Here is a 14,172-nt window from a genome sequence, read left to right on the forward strand (position 1 = left end):
GGGTTCAATCTCAATTTTCACAGAGGTGAGTGCATCATGGCGGTGGGTCTGACGGGCTTGCCGGAGCTCTATCCGGTGGCGGGCATTTCTCTCGGCACGGCGGCGGCCGGTATCCGCTACCGGGGCCGCGATGACCTGGTGTTGATGGAGATGGCGCCCGGCGGAACGGCCGCGGCGGTCTTCACCCGCAATGCCTTCTGCGCCGCCCCGGTCAGCGTGGCGCGCGAGCACCTGGAACTGTTCAGCCCCCGCTTCCTGCTCATCAACGCCGGCAATGCCAATGCGGGCACCGGGAAGCAGGGGTTGGCCGATGCCCGACAGAGCTGCAAGTCGCTGGCCGAGGCGGGCGGCTGCCGGCCGGCCGAGGTGCTGCCCTTCTCCACCGGGGTCATCGGCGAGCCGCTGCCGCTGGCGCGCCTGCAGGCGGGCATCCCCGCGGTGCTGGCCGACCGCGCCGGCGATGCCGCCGCCTGGGAGCGGGCGGCGCGCGCCATCATGACCACCGACACGGTGCCGAAGGGCGCCTCGCGGCGCTTCGAGCAGGCTGGCCGGACGGTGACGGTGACCGGCATCGCCAAGGGCTCGGGGATGATTCACCCGGACATGGCAACCATGCTCGCCTACGTGGCCACCGATGCCGCGGTGGAGCGCGATCTGCTGGCCGACTGCCTGAAGCGGGCGGTGGAACGCTCCTTCAACCGCATCAGCGTGGACGGCGACACCTCCACCAACGACGCCTGCGTCCTGCTGGCCAGCGGCGCCGCGGGGCTGCCGGCCATCGACAACGAGGGCGATCCCGCGCTGGCCCTCTTCCAGGAAGCACTGGACGGCGTATGCCTCGAACTGGCCCAGGCCATCATCCGCGACGGCGAGGGCGCCACCAAGTTCATCACCGTCCGGGTGGAGGACGGCGCCACCCCCGAAGAGTGCGCGGCCGTGGCCTTCACCATTGCCCACTCCCCCCTGGTCAAGACCGCCTGTTTCGCCTCCGATCCCAACTGGGGCCGCATACTCGCCGCCGTCGGCCGGGCCGGGCTCGAGGCGCTCGACATCGCCCGGGTGACCATCCACCTGGACGATGTCTCCATCGTGATGAACGGCGGACGCCATCCCGACTACCGCGAGGAGATGGGCGCGGCGGTCATGAAGCTGCCCGAGTTCACCATCCGCGTCAACCTCGGCCGCGGCAACCACACCACCGAGGTGTGGACCACCGATCTCTCCTACGACTACGTCAAGATCAACGCCGAGTACCGTTCCTGAGTGCTCACCACGAAGGCACGAAGAACAAGAAGAAAATCGTTTTAACCGCAGATTACGCAGATTTTCACAGATTATTGTTAGTGTTCTAACGGCATGGCACATGCTGTGCGCGTGAGTGCGTTCGGGGCTGCTCGTCCGGTAAACTCGCTCTGAACCGCGTCAGCCTGGTTCCACTGACGATAGTTCCGGGTTTCACATTCCAATCAACGTCAATCAGCGGAATCTGCGGTTAGCTGCTTTTTCATTCTTCGTGTTTTTCGTGCCTTCGTGGTGAATGTTCCATGACCGATGCAACGGACTGGCTGCGGGTGGTCGCGGCGGCGGTGTTCGACGACGCGGGCCGGGTGCTGCTGGCGCGGCGCCCGGCGCACCTGCACCAGGGCGGGCTGTGGGAGTTTCCCGGGGGCAAGGTGGAGCCGGGCGAATCCCTGGAGCAGGCGCTGGCGCGGGAGCTGGAGGAGGAACTCGGCATCCTGCCCCGGCGCAGCCGGCCGCTCATCCGCATCCGCCACGCCTATCCCGATCGCCGGGTGGAGCTGGATGTCTGGCGGGTGGATGCCTTCAGCGGCGAGCCCCACGGGCGGGAAGGTCAGCCGGTGGAATGGGTCGCACCGGAGGAGCTGCCGGAACGCGAGTTTCCGGCGGCCAACCGGCCCATCGTCAACGCCGTCCGTCTCCCGGACCGCTATCTCGTCACCGGCGAGCCGGCAGGTGATCCACGCCGGTTTCTGGCCCGGCTGGACCAGGCACTAACCGGCGGCGTGCGTCTCGTGCAACTGCGGGCCAAGGGGCTGCCGGAGGCGGAGTACCTGCGGCTCGCCGGGCAGGCGATCGAGTGCTGCCGGCAGCATGGTGCACGGCTGCTGCTGAACGGGCCGCCTGGGTGGGTGGAGCGGGTGGGCGCCGACGGGGTGCACCTGGACAGCCGCCGCCTCGCCTCGCTCGGCCAGCGGCCCCTCGACTCCCGCTACTGGGTGGCCGCCTCCTGCCACGATGCCCGGGAACTGGCCCGGGCCGAGGCCATCGGCTGCGACTTCGCCGTCCTCTCGCCGGTGCTGCCCACCGCCAGCCACCCCGGCGCGCCGACCCTCGGCTGGGGGGGCTTCGCCGAACTGGCCGATGCCGCCCGCATCCCAGTCTACGCGCTGGGCGGCGTCGGCCCGGCCGACATTCCCCGCGCCCACGGCCACTACGCCCAGGGCATTGCCGCCATCCGCGCCCTCTGGGAGCCGGTATCGGCCAGGAGTTGAAAACCCTTTTATCCACAGATTACGCCGATTACACGGATTTCCACCGATCAAACCTGTTACCAGAAACGGCGAGCAGGAAACATCTTCGGGCGGGAGGTTCCCGCTCCATTGCCTGGCGCTGAAGCCGGTTGATGACAGGCTGGAAATCGGTGTAATCGGCGTACTCTGTGGATGGATCAGGAAGCTTTTTCCACGTTCCGGTCGCGGTGGCTGACGCGCTCAGTGTTGCGGTTCGTCGTCGGAGGGGGTGCCGGCGTCGCCGTTGCTGCCGGGTACCTGGTACTCCTCCGAGGCCCAGGCGCCAAGGTCGATGAGGCGGCAGCGCTCGCTGCAGAAGGGCCGCCATTTCGATGCCTCGGTCCACTCCACGGATTTGCCGCAGGTGGGACACTGCACCACGGTGGGGCGGTCACGCTTGGGGCGGGATTCGGTCATGGGGCTCGGGCTCGGTTCGCGTTCCGTGTTCACATGCTCGCACGCGGGGATGTAGGTGCAGATTCATCTGCACGCCTGTGCCGGGTGGAGAGGCCGCGTCCCCTCCCCCCAACCCCCTCCCGCGAGGGGAGGGGAAGCAGGCCGTGCCGCATTCACGCATTCACGCACTCACGCACTCACGCACTCACGCACTCACCCATCACCCATCACCCATAACACCCGTCATATCGGGCAGGAGGTCAGCTGGAAGTCCACGTCCTCCTCGGTCTGGGTGGGCCGCTGATCGCGGCTGGCGACGAGAAAGCGGACGGTGAAGCGGTGCTTGCCGGCGCTGATCTCGGGATAGAGGACGGAGGTTGCGGGCAGGCTGACACGGAGCATCTGGTAGGGTATGCCCGGGTCGAGGGAGCGCTGGAAGAAGCCGGCTGCGGCCAGGACCGGCGTCGGGGCGGCGCTCGAGCGTACCAGCCGCAGGATCAGGTTGATGGCGAGGCGTATCGGCTCGAAGTCCGTGAGCCAGCGCTCCAGATCGCGGATGCGCTCCTCCGGCGAGCGTTCCAGCCAGTGGTGATAGAGGGGCAGGTCGAAATCGCAGGTGCCGCCGGGGATGGCGCTGCGCTGGCGGATGGTGCTGAGAAACTCGTTCTCGCGCAGCGCCTGGCCAATGCGCCCACTGTAGTTGTAGAGGCCTTCCAGCAGCACCTCAATTTCGTCCAGTACCCGGTTCAGCTTGTCCCAGTCCACCCCGGGGGATTGTTCCAGGCGGGCGAGGCTGGCGGTATGGCGCTCCAGTTCCTTGAGCACCTCGGTCTTCAGGTCGGTGCGATCGAAGACGTTGAGGATATCGATGAGGGTCTCGAGCGTCTGGCGGCTGTCCCAGACCGAAGCGCCGCGGAGGTTGTACAGGGCCTGGCTGAACAGGTGCTCGAGGCGCATGAAGATTCGCATACGCTCATTCAGAGGCTGTTCGTAGATCACCAGTTCGCCGGGCACGGTCACTCGCTGTCGATGTCAGGGGTTCATCGTGATGTGTTGGCGATTGTCACCCACAAGGCGCGTCCGTGGCAATCGGGACCGGGGCGGCGTCAGTCGCCGCGATCGCGGCGGTTTGCGGCCAGTTCAAGGTAATAGCGGTGCAATCGACGAATATCGGCTTCAAGATCGGTCAGTTCACGATCATTGACGATGATGTCGTCGGCCCGCGCCAGGCGTTCATCACGGGGCAGCTGGGCGGACAGGATGGCGCGGACCCGCTCGGTTGTGTCGCCGTCCCGCTGCCGCACGCGCTCCACCTGGAGCGCCTCGGGAACATCCACCACGAGGATCCGTTGCACCAGGTCGGACTGCCCGCCCTCCAGCAGCAGCGGAACCACCAGCAGGCAGTAGGGTGCGGCGCAGGCCGCGATTCGGCGCCGCATCTCCGCGCGGATGAGCGGATGCAGGAGCGCCTCCAGGCGGCGGCGTTCGGCCGGCTCCGCGAACACCCGCTCGCGGAGCCGTTTCCGGTCCAGCCGGCCATCCGCGCCGATTATCTCCGCGCCGAAAGCCCGCGCCACGGCGGCCAGTCCCGGCTGGCCCGGTTCCACCACCTCGCGGGCGATGAGATCGGCGTCGATGACCGGGACGCCCAGCCTGGCGAAACCTTCGGCCACGGTGGACTTCCCGCTCCCGATGCCGCCGGTGAGGCCGATCACCAGGGTGCGCGGGGTATTCGATTTATCGGTGGACACTGGCTGCATGGGGACAAGTATATGGCCGGTGGCCTCAATATGAGGGGTCAGGTTACGAACCCGGATTTTTCTCGCCAAGACGCCAGGAACGCCAAGGTAAAAAAATTAACAGGACCATTATGAATGGAGCGTCGGGCATCGTCTCGTACGAGTGCCACAGCAGGACAAGACCGTCAGTCCCGTGTTCTCCTGGCGTTCTTCGCGTCCTTGCGGGAGATTTGTGAAATGTTGGGGCCAGGGGGTGGCTTTGCCCAGGTGTGGAGCTCCCGCCTGGCCGACAGGGTGTTGGCCGGAGCCGTTATCGCCGCGGGGGCGCGCCTCCCACAAGGTCTCCCGGTCCCGGTGGCCAGGCCGAAGCCTGTGGGAGGCCCGCCCTCGGGGCGAATGAGTCCTGGCCGGACCCTTTGGCTCACCATGGCCCGGGGTGCCCCTGATGAGTTGGAAAATCCTGTCAGTCCCCCCCCATTCGAAGAAGAAGTGATTACTGCGGGGTCGCACCTCCCACGAGGTCTCCCGGTCCTGGTGGTCAGGCCGAAGCTTGTGGGAGGCCCGCCCTCGGGGCGATAGGGCCCTGGCCGCAACTCGGGGTGTGTAGTGCGCCAGGCCGGCATGAATGCCACCGGCCTGCCTGTTCCCCGCTCCCCTTTATCCGATACCCGCGAAATGCAGGTAGGCGCCGGTAATCTGCTCGCCCCAGAGCAGGGCGATCCAGCCGGCGCCGGCGAGATAGGGGCCGAAGGGGATGGGCTTGCCGCCCTCGTGACGCTTGAGGGCGATGAGGCTGACCCCGACCACGGCGCCCACCAGGGCGGACAGGAGGATGGTGAGCGGCAGCATCTGCCAGCCCAGCCAGGCGCCCAGGAGGGCCAGCAGCTTGAAGTCGCCGTAGCCCATGCCCTCCTTGCCCGTGAAGAGCTTGAACAGCCAGTAGACGGTCCACAGGCTCAGGTATCCGGCCAGTGCGCCCGCGATGCTGCTGCGGGGATCCACGAAGACGCCGAACAGGCTGAGGCCCAGGCCCAGCCACAGGAACGGCTGGGTGATGCCGTCGGGCAGCAGCTGGTGGTCCAGGTCGATGACCGTCAGCGCCATGAGGGCCCAGGTGAGCAGCAGCGCCGCGGGCAGGGCGGCGCCCCAGCCGAAGCGCCAGGCCACCACCACCGACAGCAGGGCGGTGACCGCCTCCACGACGGGATAGCGCAGCGAGATGGCGGCGCCACAGTGTCGGCAGCGCCCACGCAGCCACAGGTAGCTGAGGATGGGTATGTTTTCCAGGGCGCCGATCTCATGACCGCAGTGGGGGCAGTGGGAGCCGGGCAGCACCAGGTTGAAGCGTTCCGGTGCCGTGGCGGAGGATGTTTCCCGGCCCAGCAGCTCCCGGCACTGCTCGGCCCACTCCCGCTCCAGCATCAGGGGCAGGCGGTGGATGACCACGTTGAGAAAGCTGCCGATGACCAGTCCGAATACGGCGACAATCGTCAGCAGTGCGGACGGGTTGTCACGCAGCAGGGCGATCAGTTCCATGGGAAGGATCGGGGGACGGAGAACGGATGAAGGATGTAAGAATTTATCGCCACGAAACGTGTCGCTTGAAATTCGCCGCCCTGCCGTAGGGTGCGCCGCGCGCACCACACCGGTTTTCAGTGGCCCATTGGTCGGTGCGCATGGCGCACCCTACGGCACTGCCCAGACTGTCTGTCAGATGACCGCGGCCAGCTTGAAGATGGGCAGGTACATGGCCACGACCATGCCGCCGATGAGTACGCCCAGGATGACGATGATGAGCGGCTCCAGCAGGCTGCTCAGGGCGTCCACGGCGTTGTCCACCTCCTCCTCGTAGAACTCGGCCACCTTGGCGAGCATGTCGTCCAGGGAGCCGGATTCCTCGCCGATGGCCACCATCTGGATGTCCATGTTCGGCCACAGGTTGGTCATGCGCATGGCGAGCTGCAGCTGCTGGCCGGTGGCCACGTCCTCGCGGATCCGGTAGACGGCGTTTTCGTAGATGATGTTGCCGGTGGAGCCGGCCACCGAGTTGAGCGCCTCCACCAGCGGCACGCCGGCGGCGAAGGTGGTGGAGAGGGTGCGGGCGTAGCGGGCCAGGGCGGACTTGCGCAGGATGTCGCCCACCACCGGTATCTTCAGCGACATGCGGTCGAGGAAATGGGCGAACTTCCGCGAGCGCTTCTTGGCCTGCACGAAGCCCCAGGCCGCCAGGATGATGACGCCGAAAATCGCCCACCAGTACTCGCGGAAGAACTGCGAGAAATCGATGACCCCACGGGTGAAGGCGGGCAGGTCGGCGCCGAAGCCCTTGAACAGGGACTCGAAGGTGGGGATGACGAACAGCAGCAGGATCGATGTCACCAGGCCCGCCACCACGAGGACCGCGGCGGGATAGAACAGGGCCTTCTTGATCTTGCCCTTCAGGGACTCGGTCTTTTCCTTGTAGGTGGCGATGCGGTCCAGCAGTGTCTCCAGGGCGCCCGACTGCTCGCCGGCCTGGACCAGGTTGCAGTAGAGATCGTCGAAGTAGAGGGGGTGCTTGCGCAGGGACTCGGTCAGCGAGGTGCCCCCCTCGATGTCGTTCTTGATGGAGAGGATGAGCTCCTGGAAGGTGGGGTTCTCAAGGCCGCGGGCGATGATGTCGAAGGACTGCACCAGCGGCACGCCGGCGTTCATCATGGTGGCCAGCTGGCGGGTGAAGAAGGCGATGTCCTTGGGCCGGATACGGCGGCGGCTGCTGAAGATCTCCAGCGGCTTCTTCTTCACCTTCAGCGGCGTGACGCCGAGCCGGCGCAGCTCGGCCTTGACCTTGCCGATGTTCTCGCCCCGGCTCTCGCCCTTGAGGCGGACTCCGCGCTTGTCCGTTCCTTCCCAGACGAAGACCTGGGACTTCACCGCTGCTGCTTTGGCCATAGCTTAGTCCTTGGTGACGCGGTTGATTTCCTCGAGGCTCGTGAGGCCGTCACGAACCTTGTTCAGTCCGGCGCGGCGCAGATCCACCATGCCCTGCTGCCGGGCCAGGTCGGCGATCTCCATCGAGTTGCCCCCTTCCATGATGAGGCGCCCGATCTCGTCGGTCACGGGCATCACCTCGTAGAGGCCCACGCGGCCCTTGTAACCCGCCGTGCAGCGATCACACCCCACTGGACCAAATATAGTAATGTCCTGCAGCTCCGTTTCCGTGAACCCTTCCGCAAGGAGGGCTTCCGGCGGCACCTCCTCCTCCCGCCGGCAATGGGGGCAGAGCCGCCGGGCCAGGCGCTGGGCGATGATGAGGGTCACGGTGCTGGCGATGTTGAAGGGCGCCACGCCCATGTTGGCCAGGCGGGTCAGGGTTTCCGGGGCGCTGTTGGTGTGCAGGGTGGAGAGCACCATGTGACCGGTCTGGGCCGCCTTGATGCCGATTTCGGCGGTCTCCAGGTCGCGGATCTCGCCCACCATGATGATGTCCGGATCCTGGCGCAGGAAGGCGCGCAGGGCGGAGGCGAAGGTGAGTCCGGCCTTGGGGTGGATGTTGACCTGGTTGATGCCCGGCAGGTTGATTTCCACCGGATCCTCGACCGTGGAGATGTTCTTGTCCGGAGTGTTGAGGATGCTCAGGGCGGTGTAGAGGGTCACGGTCTTGCCGCTGCCGGTGGGTCCGGTGACCAGCACCATGCCCTGGGGCTTGTGGATTACCCGCTGGAAGAGATCCTTCTGGGCCTCCTCGAAGCCGAGCGCATCGACGCCCAGGCGGGCGCTGGCGGGGTCGAGGATACGCATCACCACCTTCTCCCCGTACAGGGTCGGGCAGGTGCTGACGCGGAAGTCGATGGCCCGGTTCTTGGACAGGGTCATCTTGATGCGCCCATCCTGGGGGATGCGGCGCTCGGAAATGTCCAGGCGGGACATCACCTTGAGGCGGGCGGCGATGCGCGAGCCCAGCGTCACCGGGGGGCTGGCCATCTCGTGCAGGATTCCATCCTGGCGGAAACGCACCCGGTAGTTACGCTCGTAGGGCTCGAAATGGATGTCCGAGGCGCCCTTGTTGATGGCGTCGAGCATCACCTTGTTGACGAAGCGCACGATGGGCGCGTCGTCCACATCGGTGTCCCGGACCTCGTCCTGCGGCAGTTCATCGCCGCCGCTGATATCGAGCCCATCGAGATCGGAGTCGGAGAGGTCGCCCAGGTTGGTGGCTTCCTGGGCTTCCACCACCCGGTCGATGAACCGGCTGAGCTTGGACTCCTCGACCACGACGGCATCGGTGTTGATGCCGGTATGGAACTTGATCTCGTCCAGGGCCTGCAGGTTGGTGGGATCGGCCAGCCCAACGTAGAGCCGGCTGCCGCGCTTGAACAGGGGGATGGCGCGGTGCTTGCGGATCAGCTTCTCGCTGACCAGATCCTTGGGGAGGAGACCGATGTCCAGGGAATCGATGTCCAGCACCGGCGCGCCGAACTCCTCGGAGGCGGCCACGGCGATCCGGCCGTCCTCCACCAGGCCGTTCTGCACCAGGTAGGTGACCAGCGGGATCTTTTCCTTGAGCGACTGATCAAATGCCGCCTGAGCATCGGTCTCCGTGAGAAGACCATCAATGACCAGGCGACGTGCGAGACCGCTCAATCTGACGGGGGTGCTTTGGGTCGCCATGCGCAATGGGTACCACTCGTTTTCTTAACTATTGGCACAATCATAGCACCGGCTCGAACGATTTGAACTAACCGGCTGAATTGAAAGCGGGAAGGGAGGATCCGGGGATACGGATAAGCCTCCAATCCGTAGGAGCGCCTTCCAGGCGCGATAGTTACAGCCCCGCGCAGGTATTCGATGCTGATGCTCATGCGTTGTAGAACTATTTATCCATCCCATGATGGCCCGTTCGATCCCCAGGATCCAGGAAACCAGGATACAGACTGTTGAAATTTGTGACGCATCACCCGTTCGCCTCACTATCCTGTTGACTTCATTCGGTAGAAGTCTACTTTGTTCTATAAAGTAGAACGTAATGTGAGATCCTGAATAGTAATGACCAGCCTCCTCAGCTCACTCATCACCTCCAAGACCCGGGTCCGCATCCTCATGCGCCTGTTCCTGAACCCGGACGGGCAGGCCTACCTGCGTGAACTCGCGGAGGAGTTCGCAATCTCCCCAAGCCAGGTCAAGGATGAACTGGACCAGCTCAGCCAGGCTGGGCTGCTTGTGAGCGCCAAACAGGGCCGTCAGGTCAACTTTCGGGCCAATCGAGCGCACCCCCTCTTCCCTGAGCTTCACTCCATGGTGCAGAAGGCGCTGGGAATGGATCGCATCCTCGAGAGTATCGTCCAGCGCCTCGGTCGATTGGAGCGTGCCTTCCTGTTGGACGACTACGCTGTGGGCAGGGACTCCGGAATCATCGACCTGGGACTGGTGGGCGAGATCGACCACGCCAACCTGGCCGACCTGACCGCCAAGACCGAGCGTTACATCGGCAGGAAGATCCGCACCCTGGTGCTGAGCGGTGAGGACTTCGAGCGGTTGCAGCCGGTGCTGGAGAGGCGGCCGATGTTGAACTTGTGGGAAAGCCCTCACAAAGACGTCATGAGAAACGTTGGCGATGACTAGATGTGAATTGTCATCAGTTGCCACTCAGCCTATGGCGAGGCGCCCGCACTGACCACGGTCCACCCATGAAAAATCCGATCTACGTCACCCAGCCCAATCTGCCCCCGCTGGAGGAGTTCATCCCCTATTTGGAGCAGATCTGGGACAACAAGATTCTCACCAACAATGGCCCGTTCCACCGGCAACTGGAGCAGGCACTCTGTGAATACCTCGGCGTTGACCACCTCGCGCTCTTCACCAACGGCACAATTGCGCTGGTCACCGCCCTGCAGGCGCTGCGCATCAGCGGCGAGGTCATCACCACACCATACTCCTTCGCAGCGACTGCACATTCACTGCTCTGGAACAACATCAAGCCGGTCTTTGTAGACATCGATCCCGACACTTGTAACCTCGACCCGGCACGCATCGAGGAGGCCATCACACCGAAAACCACGGCGATCCTGCCTGTGCACTGCTACGGCAACCCCTGTGCAGTAGAACACATCCAGCAGATTGCCGACATCTATGGGCTCAAAGTTATCTACGACGCGGCCCATGCCTTCGGCGTCCGCTACAAGGGCAAAACCGTACTGCGCCACGGGGATCTCTCGGTGCTCAGCTTCCACGCCACCAAGGTTTTCACCACGTTCGAAGGTGGCGCCATCATCTGCCCCGACGCCAAGACCAAGCAGCGCATCGACTACCTGAAGAACTTCGGCTTTGCCGACGAAGTAACAGTCACTGCCTCTGGCATCAACGGCAAAATGAGCGAGTTCAATGCGGCGCTAGGGCTGTTGCAGCTCAAATACATCGATGACGCGCTGCAGCGTCGCAGGCAGATCGAGGCTCGGTATCGACAGGCCCTTGCTGAGGTTCCAGGGATTTCGGTACTCCCGGTGCCCCCTGAGACCAAGGGCAACGCCTCCTATTTCCCTATCCTTGTCGGAGCTGACTACCCGCTCAGCCGCGATGGGCTCTACCAAAGGATGAAAGATGCGGGAATCAATGGGCGGCGCTACTTCTATCCGTTGATCAGCGACATGCCGATGTACCGCGGGCTTTCAAGCGCAAAGGCGGAAAACCTTCAGCACTCCCACCAGTTATCTGGCCACGTCATCTGCCTGCCGATTTATCCGGGACTGCCAGAGGAGCAGGTGGATGTTATCACGGGGTTGATCGCGAAGCCGAAATGAAACTCGCTATCATGCAGCCCTACTTGTTTCCCTATCTGGGCTACTTTCAGCTCATACGGGCGGTGGATGCTTTCGTGGTTTACGATGATGTCAATTACATAAAGGGTGGATGGATAAACAGAAACTTTATTCTTGGTCCGCGTGGCAAGCAGCTTATCACCTTGCAATTGCAGGGTGCGAGCCCAAATAAATTAATTAACACCATACTGATAGGCGGGAGGAATACGAAACTATTGCGGACTATAAAGCAGACCTATTGTAAAGCGCCATACTTCACCGAAGTATACCCAGTTATTGAAAAAATACTCAACCACAGAGAAATAAATCTGTCCCGCTTCCTTGTTTATCAGTTGCTAACCATATGCGACTATCTAAACATTCAACCAAATTGGTATATCTCATCGTCGTTGAAAAAAAATAGTGTGTTACGCGGCGAGGACAAAGTCCTTGCTATTTGTGCAGAGCTAGGCGCGACGCATTACATCAATCTCCCAGGCGGACAATCACTCTACAAAAAGGACGCGTTCGCCAGTCGCCAGATCCAGCTTTCATTTATAGAACCTAGAGTCTACGCGTATCGGCAATTCGGTGACGAATTTATATCCGGTCTATCTATGGTCGATGTGATGATGTTCAATGATAAAACACAATGCAGGGCCTTGCTCCAGGAGTACGAACTTGTCTGAGCGCAAGGCCGACCCGATCGGTGGCTATTTTGAGCTTGAGCTACCAGATGATAAAGGCCTTCCCCACCACGGTGCAATGAGATTTCAGTCTGCCAGGGCGGCGTTCTTAGCCCTACTGCGCACCGGAACGCCAAAGAAGGTCTGGATGCCGAGATACATCTGCGACGCCATGTTGGCTCCCTTGAGAAATGCGCAAGTCGAGTACCGATGGTATGACCTGACCGAGCAACTGGAAGTCGCTCCAAACGTAAGCATTGATAGCCACGACTGGCTGCTCTATGTGGACTATTTTGGCATTTGCCATAGGAACGTGCGCGAACTGCTTGCGCGCTTTGATCCTGACCAAGTGGTATTAGATTATTCGCAATCGTTTTTTTCGCCGCTGGTACAGGATGCTTTGGCAACAATATTTTCACCGAGAAAATTTTTCGGAGTGCCTGATGGGGGGTTATTGCTAGGGCGGTTGCGGGTCCCGTTGCCGGCAATGCGGGATACCGGTTCCTTATCCCGCGCTTCGCATCTCCTCCGACGGCTGGCAGTTTCTCCTGAGGCAGGGTATCCAGGATTTCTTCGCGCAGAACAAAGCCTAGAAGATTGTGAGCCAAGGCAAATGTCAAAACTTACGGACCGTATTCTTTCCTCCATCAATTATCATCGTGTCTCGAATAGGCGGCGAGAGAACTTTTTTTTCCTCCATGAACAGTTGGGCGTGCACAATCACCTGCTATTTGATGCTTCGAATATTGTGGCGCCCATGTGTTATCCATTCGTGACCCGTGATGCCGGTCTGAGGGAGAGGCTTAGACGAAATAGAATTTTTGTGCCGACCTACTGGCCCGAGGCGGTTGACCGGATGGAGGAGCGATCAATAGGAGAAATCATAAAGAATCTAGTCCCTCTGCCCATAGATCAGAGGTACGGAAGAACACAGATGAAAAGACTGGTATCCGTCGTCCTTGGTGCAAAGACATGAATACAATGCGCGACTCCGCCCTAGGGAGAACAGCAAATTTCGCTCGAAATATGCAATTGGAAACTCTCTTGAAGGATATCAATTCATTGCTCTGGGAGAGCGAAAAGACTCTTCTGCGAAATCACAAGCCAGCAAAATGGCCGGTAGTTTTGATAATGGGATCGGCGCGGAGCGGGACTACTTTGTTACTACAGTGGCTCGCGAACACTGGAGTCATCGCATATCCAACCAATCTTCTATCACGTTTCTACCATGCGCCGATTATTGGCGCAAAGATCCAGCTGCTGCTAACAGATGACCGCTACAACTTCAGGGATGAACTGAATGATTTGGGTCAAAAGTGCAACTATGTTTCGGAAAACGGCAAAACAAAAGGTGTTTTGGCTCCCAACGAATTTTGGTATTTCTGGCGGCGCTTCTTAACGGAACCCTGTCGTGATGTTTGGACAAACGAAGAGATGCGCGAAGGCATGGACGCAAAAACCATGGCTGCGGAACTTTATGGAATTATCGATGTGTTCAATAAGCCTTTTGTCACCAAAGGTATGCTATTTAACTATAATATCGAATTGCTCGATTCTATCTTGGATAAAGTCCTATTTATTCATATGCATCGAGATCCGGTTGAGAATGTCGCTTCTCTTATCGATGCTAGGCGGCGGCAATTGGGAAGCAGCGACGCCTGGTATTCGTTCAAGATTCCGGAATATGCCCGGTTGTCAGAAATGAACACGATCCAACAAGTGGCCGGGCAAGTGCACTACATTAATCAGGCGGTGCGTCGGGGTCTAAATAGCGTCGACAACAACCGAAAACTCGTAGTGCAATACAAGGAGTTATGTGATAGGCCGGCTGATGTATTTGAAAGAGTGATGAAAAAAATTGGGATGGCCAGCATCCAATACAAAGGTCCTGGTCGCTTCGAAAACACACGTGAAGGGGGCGTTAAGAATCGTCGTGAGATTGAAGATGCACTGCGGTTCTTTGATCGTGGACTAACCAGTGGTGGATCCTAATTGTTGGGGGAGGTTGCTATCAGAGAAAATAACGGAACCCGACGACTGTCGACGA

At 61.3% G+C, this 14,172-nt stretch carries 13 protein-coding genes; 7 read left to right on the forward strand and 6 right to left on the reverse strand.

Annotated features, from left to right (window positions below):
* The first annotated feature begins 36 nt into the window (after positions 1-36).
* Positions 37-1,263 carry a bifunctional glutamate N-acetyltransferase/amino-acid acetyltransferase ArgJ gene (gene argJ / locus DFQ59_RS03670; RefSeq protein WP_114278281.1) on the forward strand — a complete coding sequence of 409 codons (1,227 nt, stop codon included), beginning with the start codon at positions 37-39 and terminating at the stop codon, positions 1,261-1,263.
* A gap of 281 nt (positions 1,264-1,544) precedes the next feature.
* The gene (locus DFQ59_RS03675) at positions 1,545-2,513 is read left to right on the forward strand and encodes a Nudix family hydrolase (RefSeq protein WP_114278282.1); all 969 of its coding nucleotides are present in this window, start codon (positions 1,545-1,547) and stop codon (positions 2,511-2,513) included.
* A 219-nt stretch (positions 2,514-2,732) separates the two neighbouring features.
* Here DFQ59_RS03675 and yacG read toward each other — a convergent pair whose 3' ends face one another.
* The 6 genes from yacG to pilB form a co-directional block, all read right to left on the reverse strand.
* The gene (gene yacG / locus DFQ59_RS03680; RefSeq protein ID WP_114278283.1) at positions 2,733-2,948 is read right to left on the reverse strand and encodes a DNA gyrase inhibitor YacG; all 216 of its coding nucleotides are present in this window, start codon (positions 2,946-2,948) and stop codon (positions 2,733-2,735) included.
* Positions 2,949-3,170: 222 nt separating this feature from the next.
* Complete coding sequence (gene zapD, locus DFQ59_RS03685; protein WP_245937166.1) at positions 3,171-3,941, reverse strand: cell division protein ZapD; 771 nt, start codon at positions 3,939-3,941, stop codon at positions 3,171-3,173.
* A 92-nt stretch (positions 3,942-4,033) separates the two neighbouring features.
* The gene (coaE, locus tag DFQ59_RS03690; protein WP_245937167.1) at positions 4,034-4,678 is read right to left on the reverse strand and encodes a dephospho-CoA kinase; all 645 of its coding nucleotides are present in this window, start codon (positions 4,676-4,678) and stop codon (positions 4,034-4,036) included.
* 645 nt (positions 4,679-5,323) lie between these two features.
* On the reverse strand, positions 5,324-6,202 hold the full coding sequence (locus DFQ59_RS03695; protein WP_114278285.1) for a prepilin peptidase: 879 nt from the start codon (positions 6,200-6,202) through the stop codon (positions 5,324-5,326).
* A gap of 174 nt (positions 6,203-6,376) precedes the next feature.
* Positions 6,377-7,597, reverse strand: a complete 1,221-nt coding sequence (locus DFQ59_RS03700; RefSeq protein WP_114278286.1) for a type II secretion system F family protein — start codon at positions 7,595-7,597, stop codon at positions 6,377-6,379.
* Between the two features lie 3 nt (positions 7,598-7,600).
* Positions 7,601-9,316 carry a type IV-A pilus assembly ATPase PilB gene (gene pilB, locus DFQ59_RS03705; RefSeq protein ID WP_211314766.1) on the reverse strand — a complete coding sequence of 572 codons (1,716 nt, stop codon included), beginning with the start codon at positions 9,314-9,316 and terminating at the stop codon, positions 7,601-7,603.
* A 375-nt stretch (positions 9,317-9,691) separates the two neighbouring features.
* Here pilB and DFQ59_RS03710 point away from each other — a divergent pair, with 375 nt between their 5' ends.
* The 5 genes from DFQ59_RS03710 (at position 9,692) to DFQ59_RS03730 (ending at position 14,117) form a co-directional block, all read left to right on the forward strand.
* Positions 9,692-10,267: a winged helix-turn-helix domain-containing protein gene (locus DFQ59_RS03710; protein WP_114278288.1), complete on the forward strand. Its 576-nt coding sequence runs from the start codon at positions 9,692-9,694 to the stop codon at positions 10,265-10,267.
* A 65-nt stretch (positions 10,268-10,332) separates the two neighbouring features.
* Positions 10,333-11,442 carry a dTDP-4-amino-4,6-dideoxy-D-glucose aminotransferase VioA gene (vioA, locus tag DFQ59_RS03715; RefSeq protein ID WP_114278289.1) on the forward strand — a complete coding sequence of 370 codons (1,110 nt, stop codon included), beginning with the start codon at positions 10,333-10,335 and terminating at the stop codon, positions 11,440-11,442.
* Positions 11,439-12,128 (forward strand): WbqC family protein, encoded by a 690-nt coding sequence (locus DFQ59_RS03720; RefSeq protein WP_114278290.1) that lies wholly within the window; start codon positions 11,439-11,441, stop codon positions 12,126-12,128. The genes vioA and DFQ59_RS03720 overlap by 4 nt, the downstream gene beginning before the upstream one ends.
* Complete coding sequence (locus tag DFQ59_RS03725) at positions 12,121-13,101, forward strand: hypothetical protein (RefSeq protein WP_211314767.1); 981 nt, start codon at positions 12,121-12,123, stop codon at positions 13,099-13,101. Before DFQ59_RS03720 ends, DFQ59_RS03725 begins: the two co-directional genes overlap by 8 nt.
* A gap of 68 nt (positions 13,102-13,169) precedes the next feature.
* Positions 13,170-14,117 carry a sulfotransferase gene (locus DFQ59_RS03730; RefSeq protein WP_245937168.1) on the forward strand — a complete coding sequence of 316 codons (948 nt, stop codon included), beginning with the start codon at positions 13,170-13,172 and terminating at the stop codon, positions 14,115-14,117.
* Positions 14,118-14,172 lie beyond the last annotated feature (55 nt).

This window comes from Thioalbus denitrificans, from assembly GCF_003337735.1.
GTDB classification, from domain to species: domain Bacteria; phylum Pseudomonadota; class Gammaproteobacteria; order DSM-26407; family DSM-26407; genus Thioalbus; species Thioalbus denitrificans.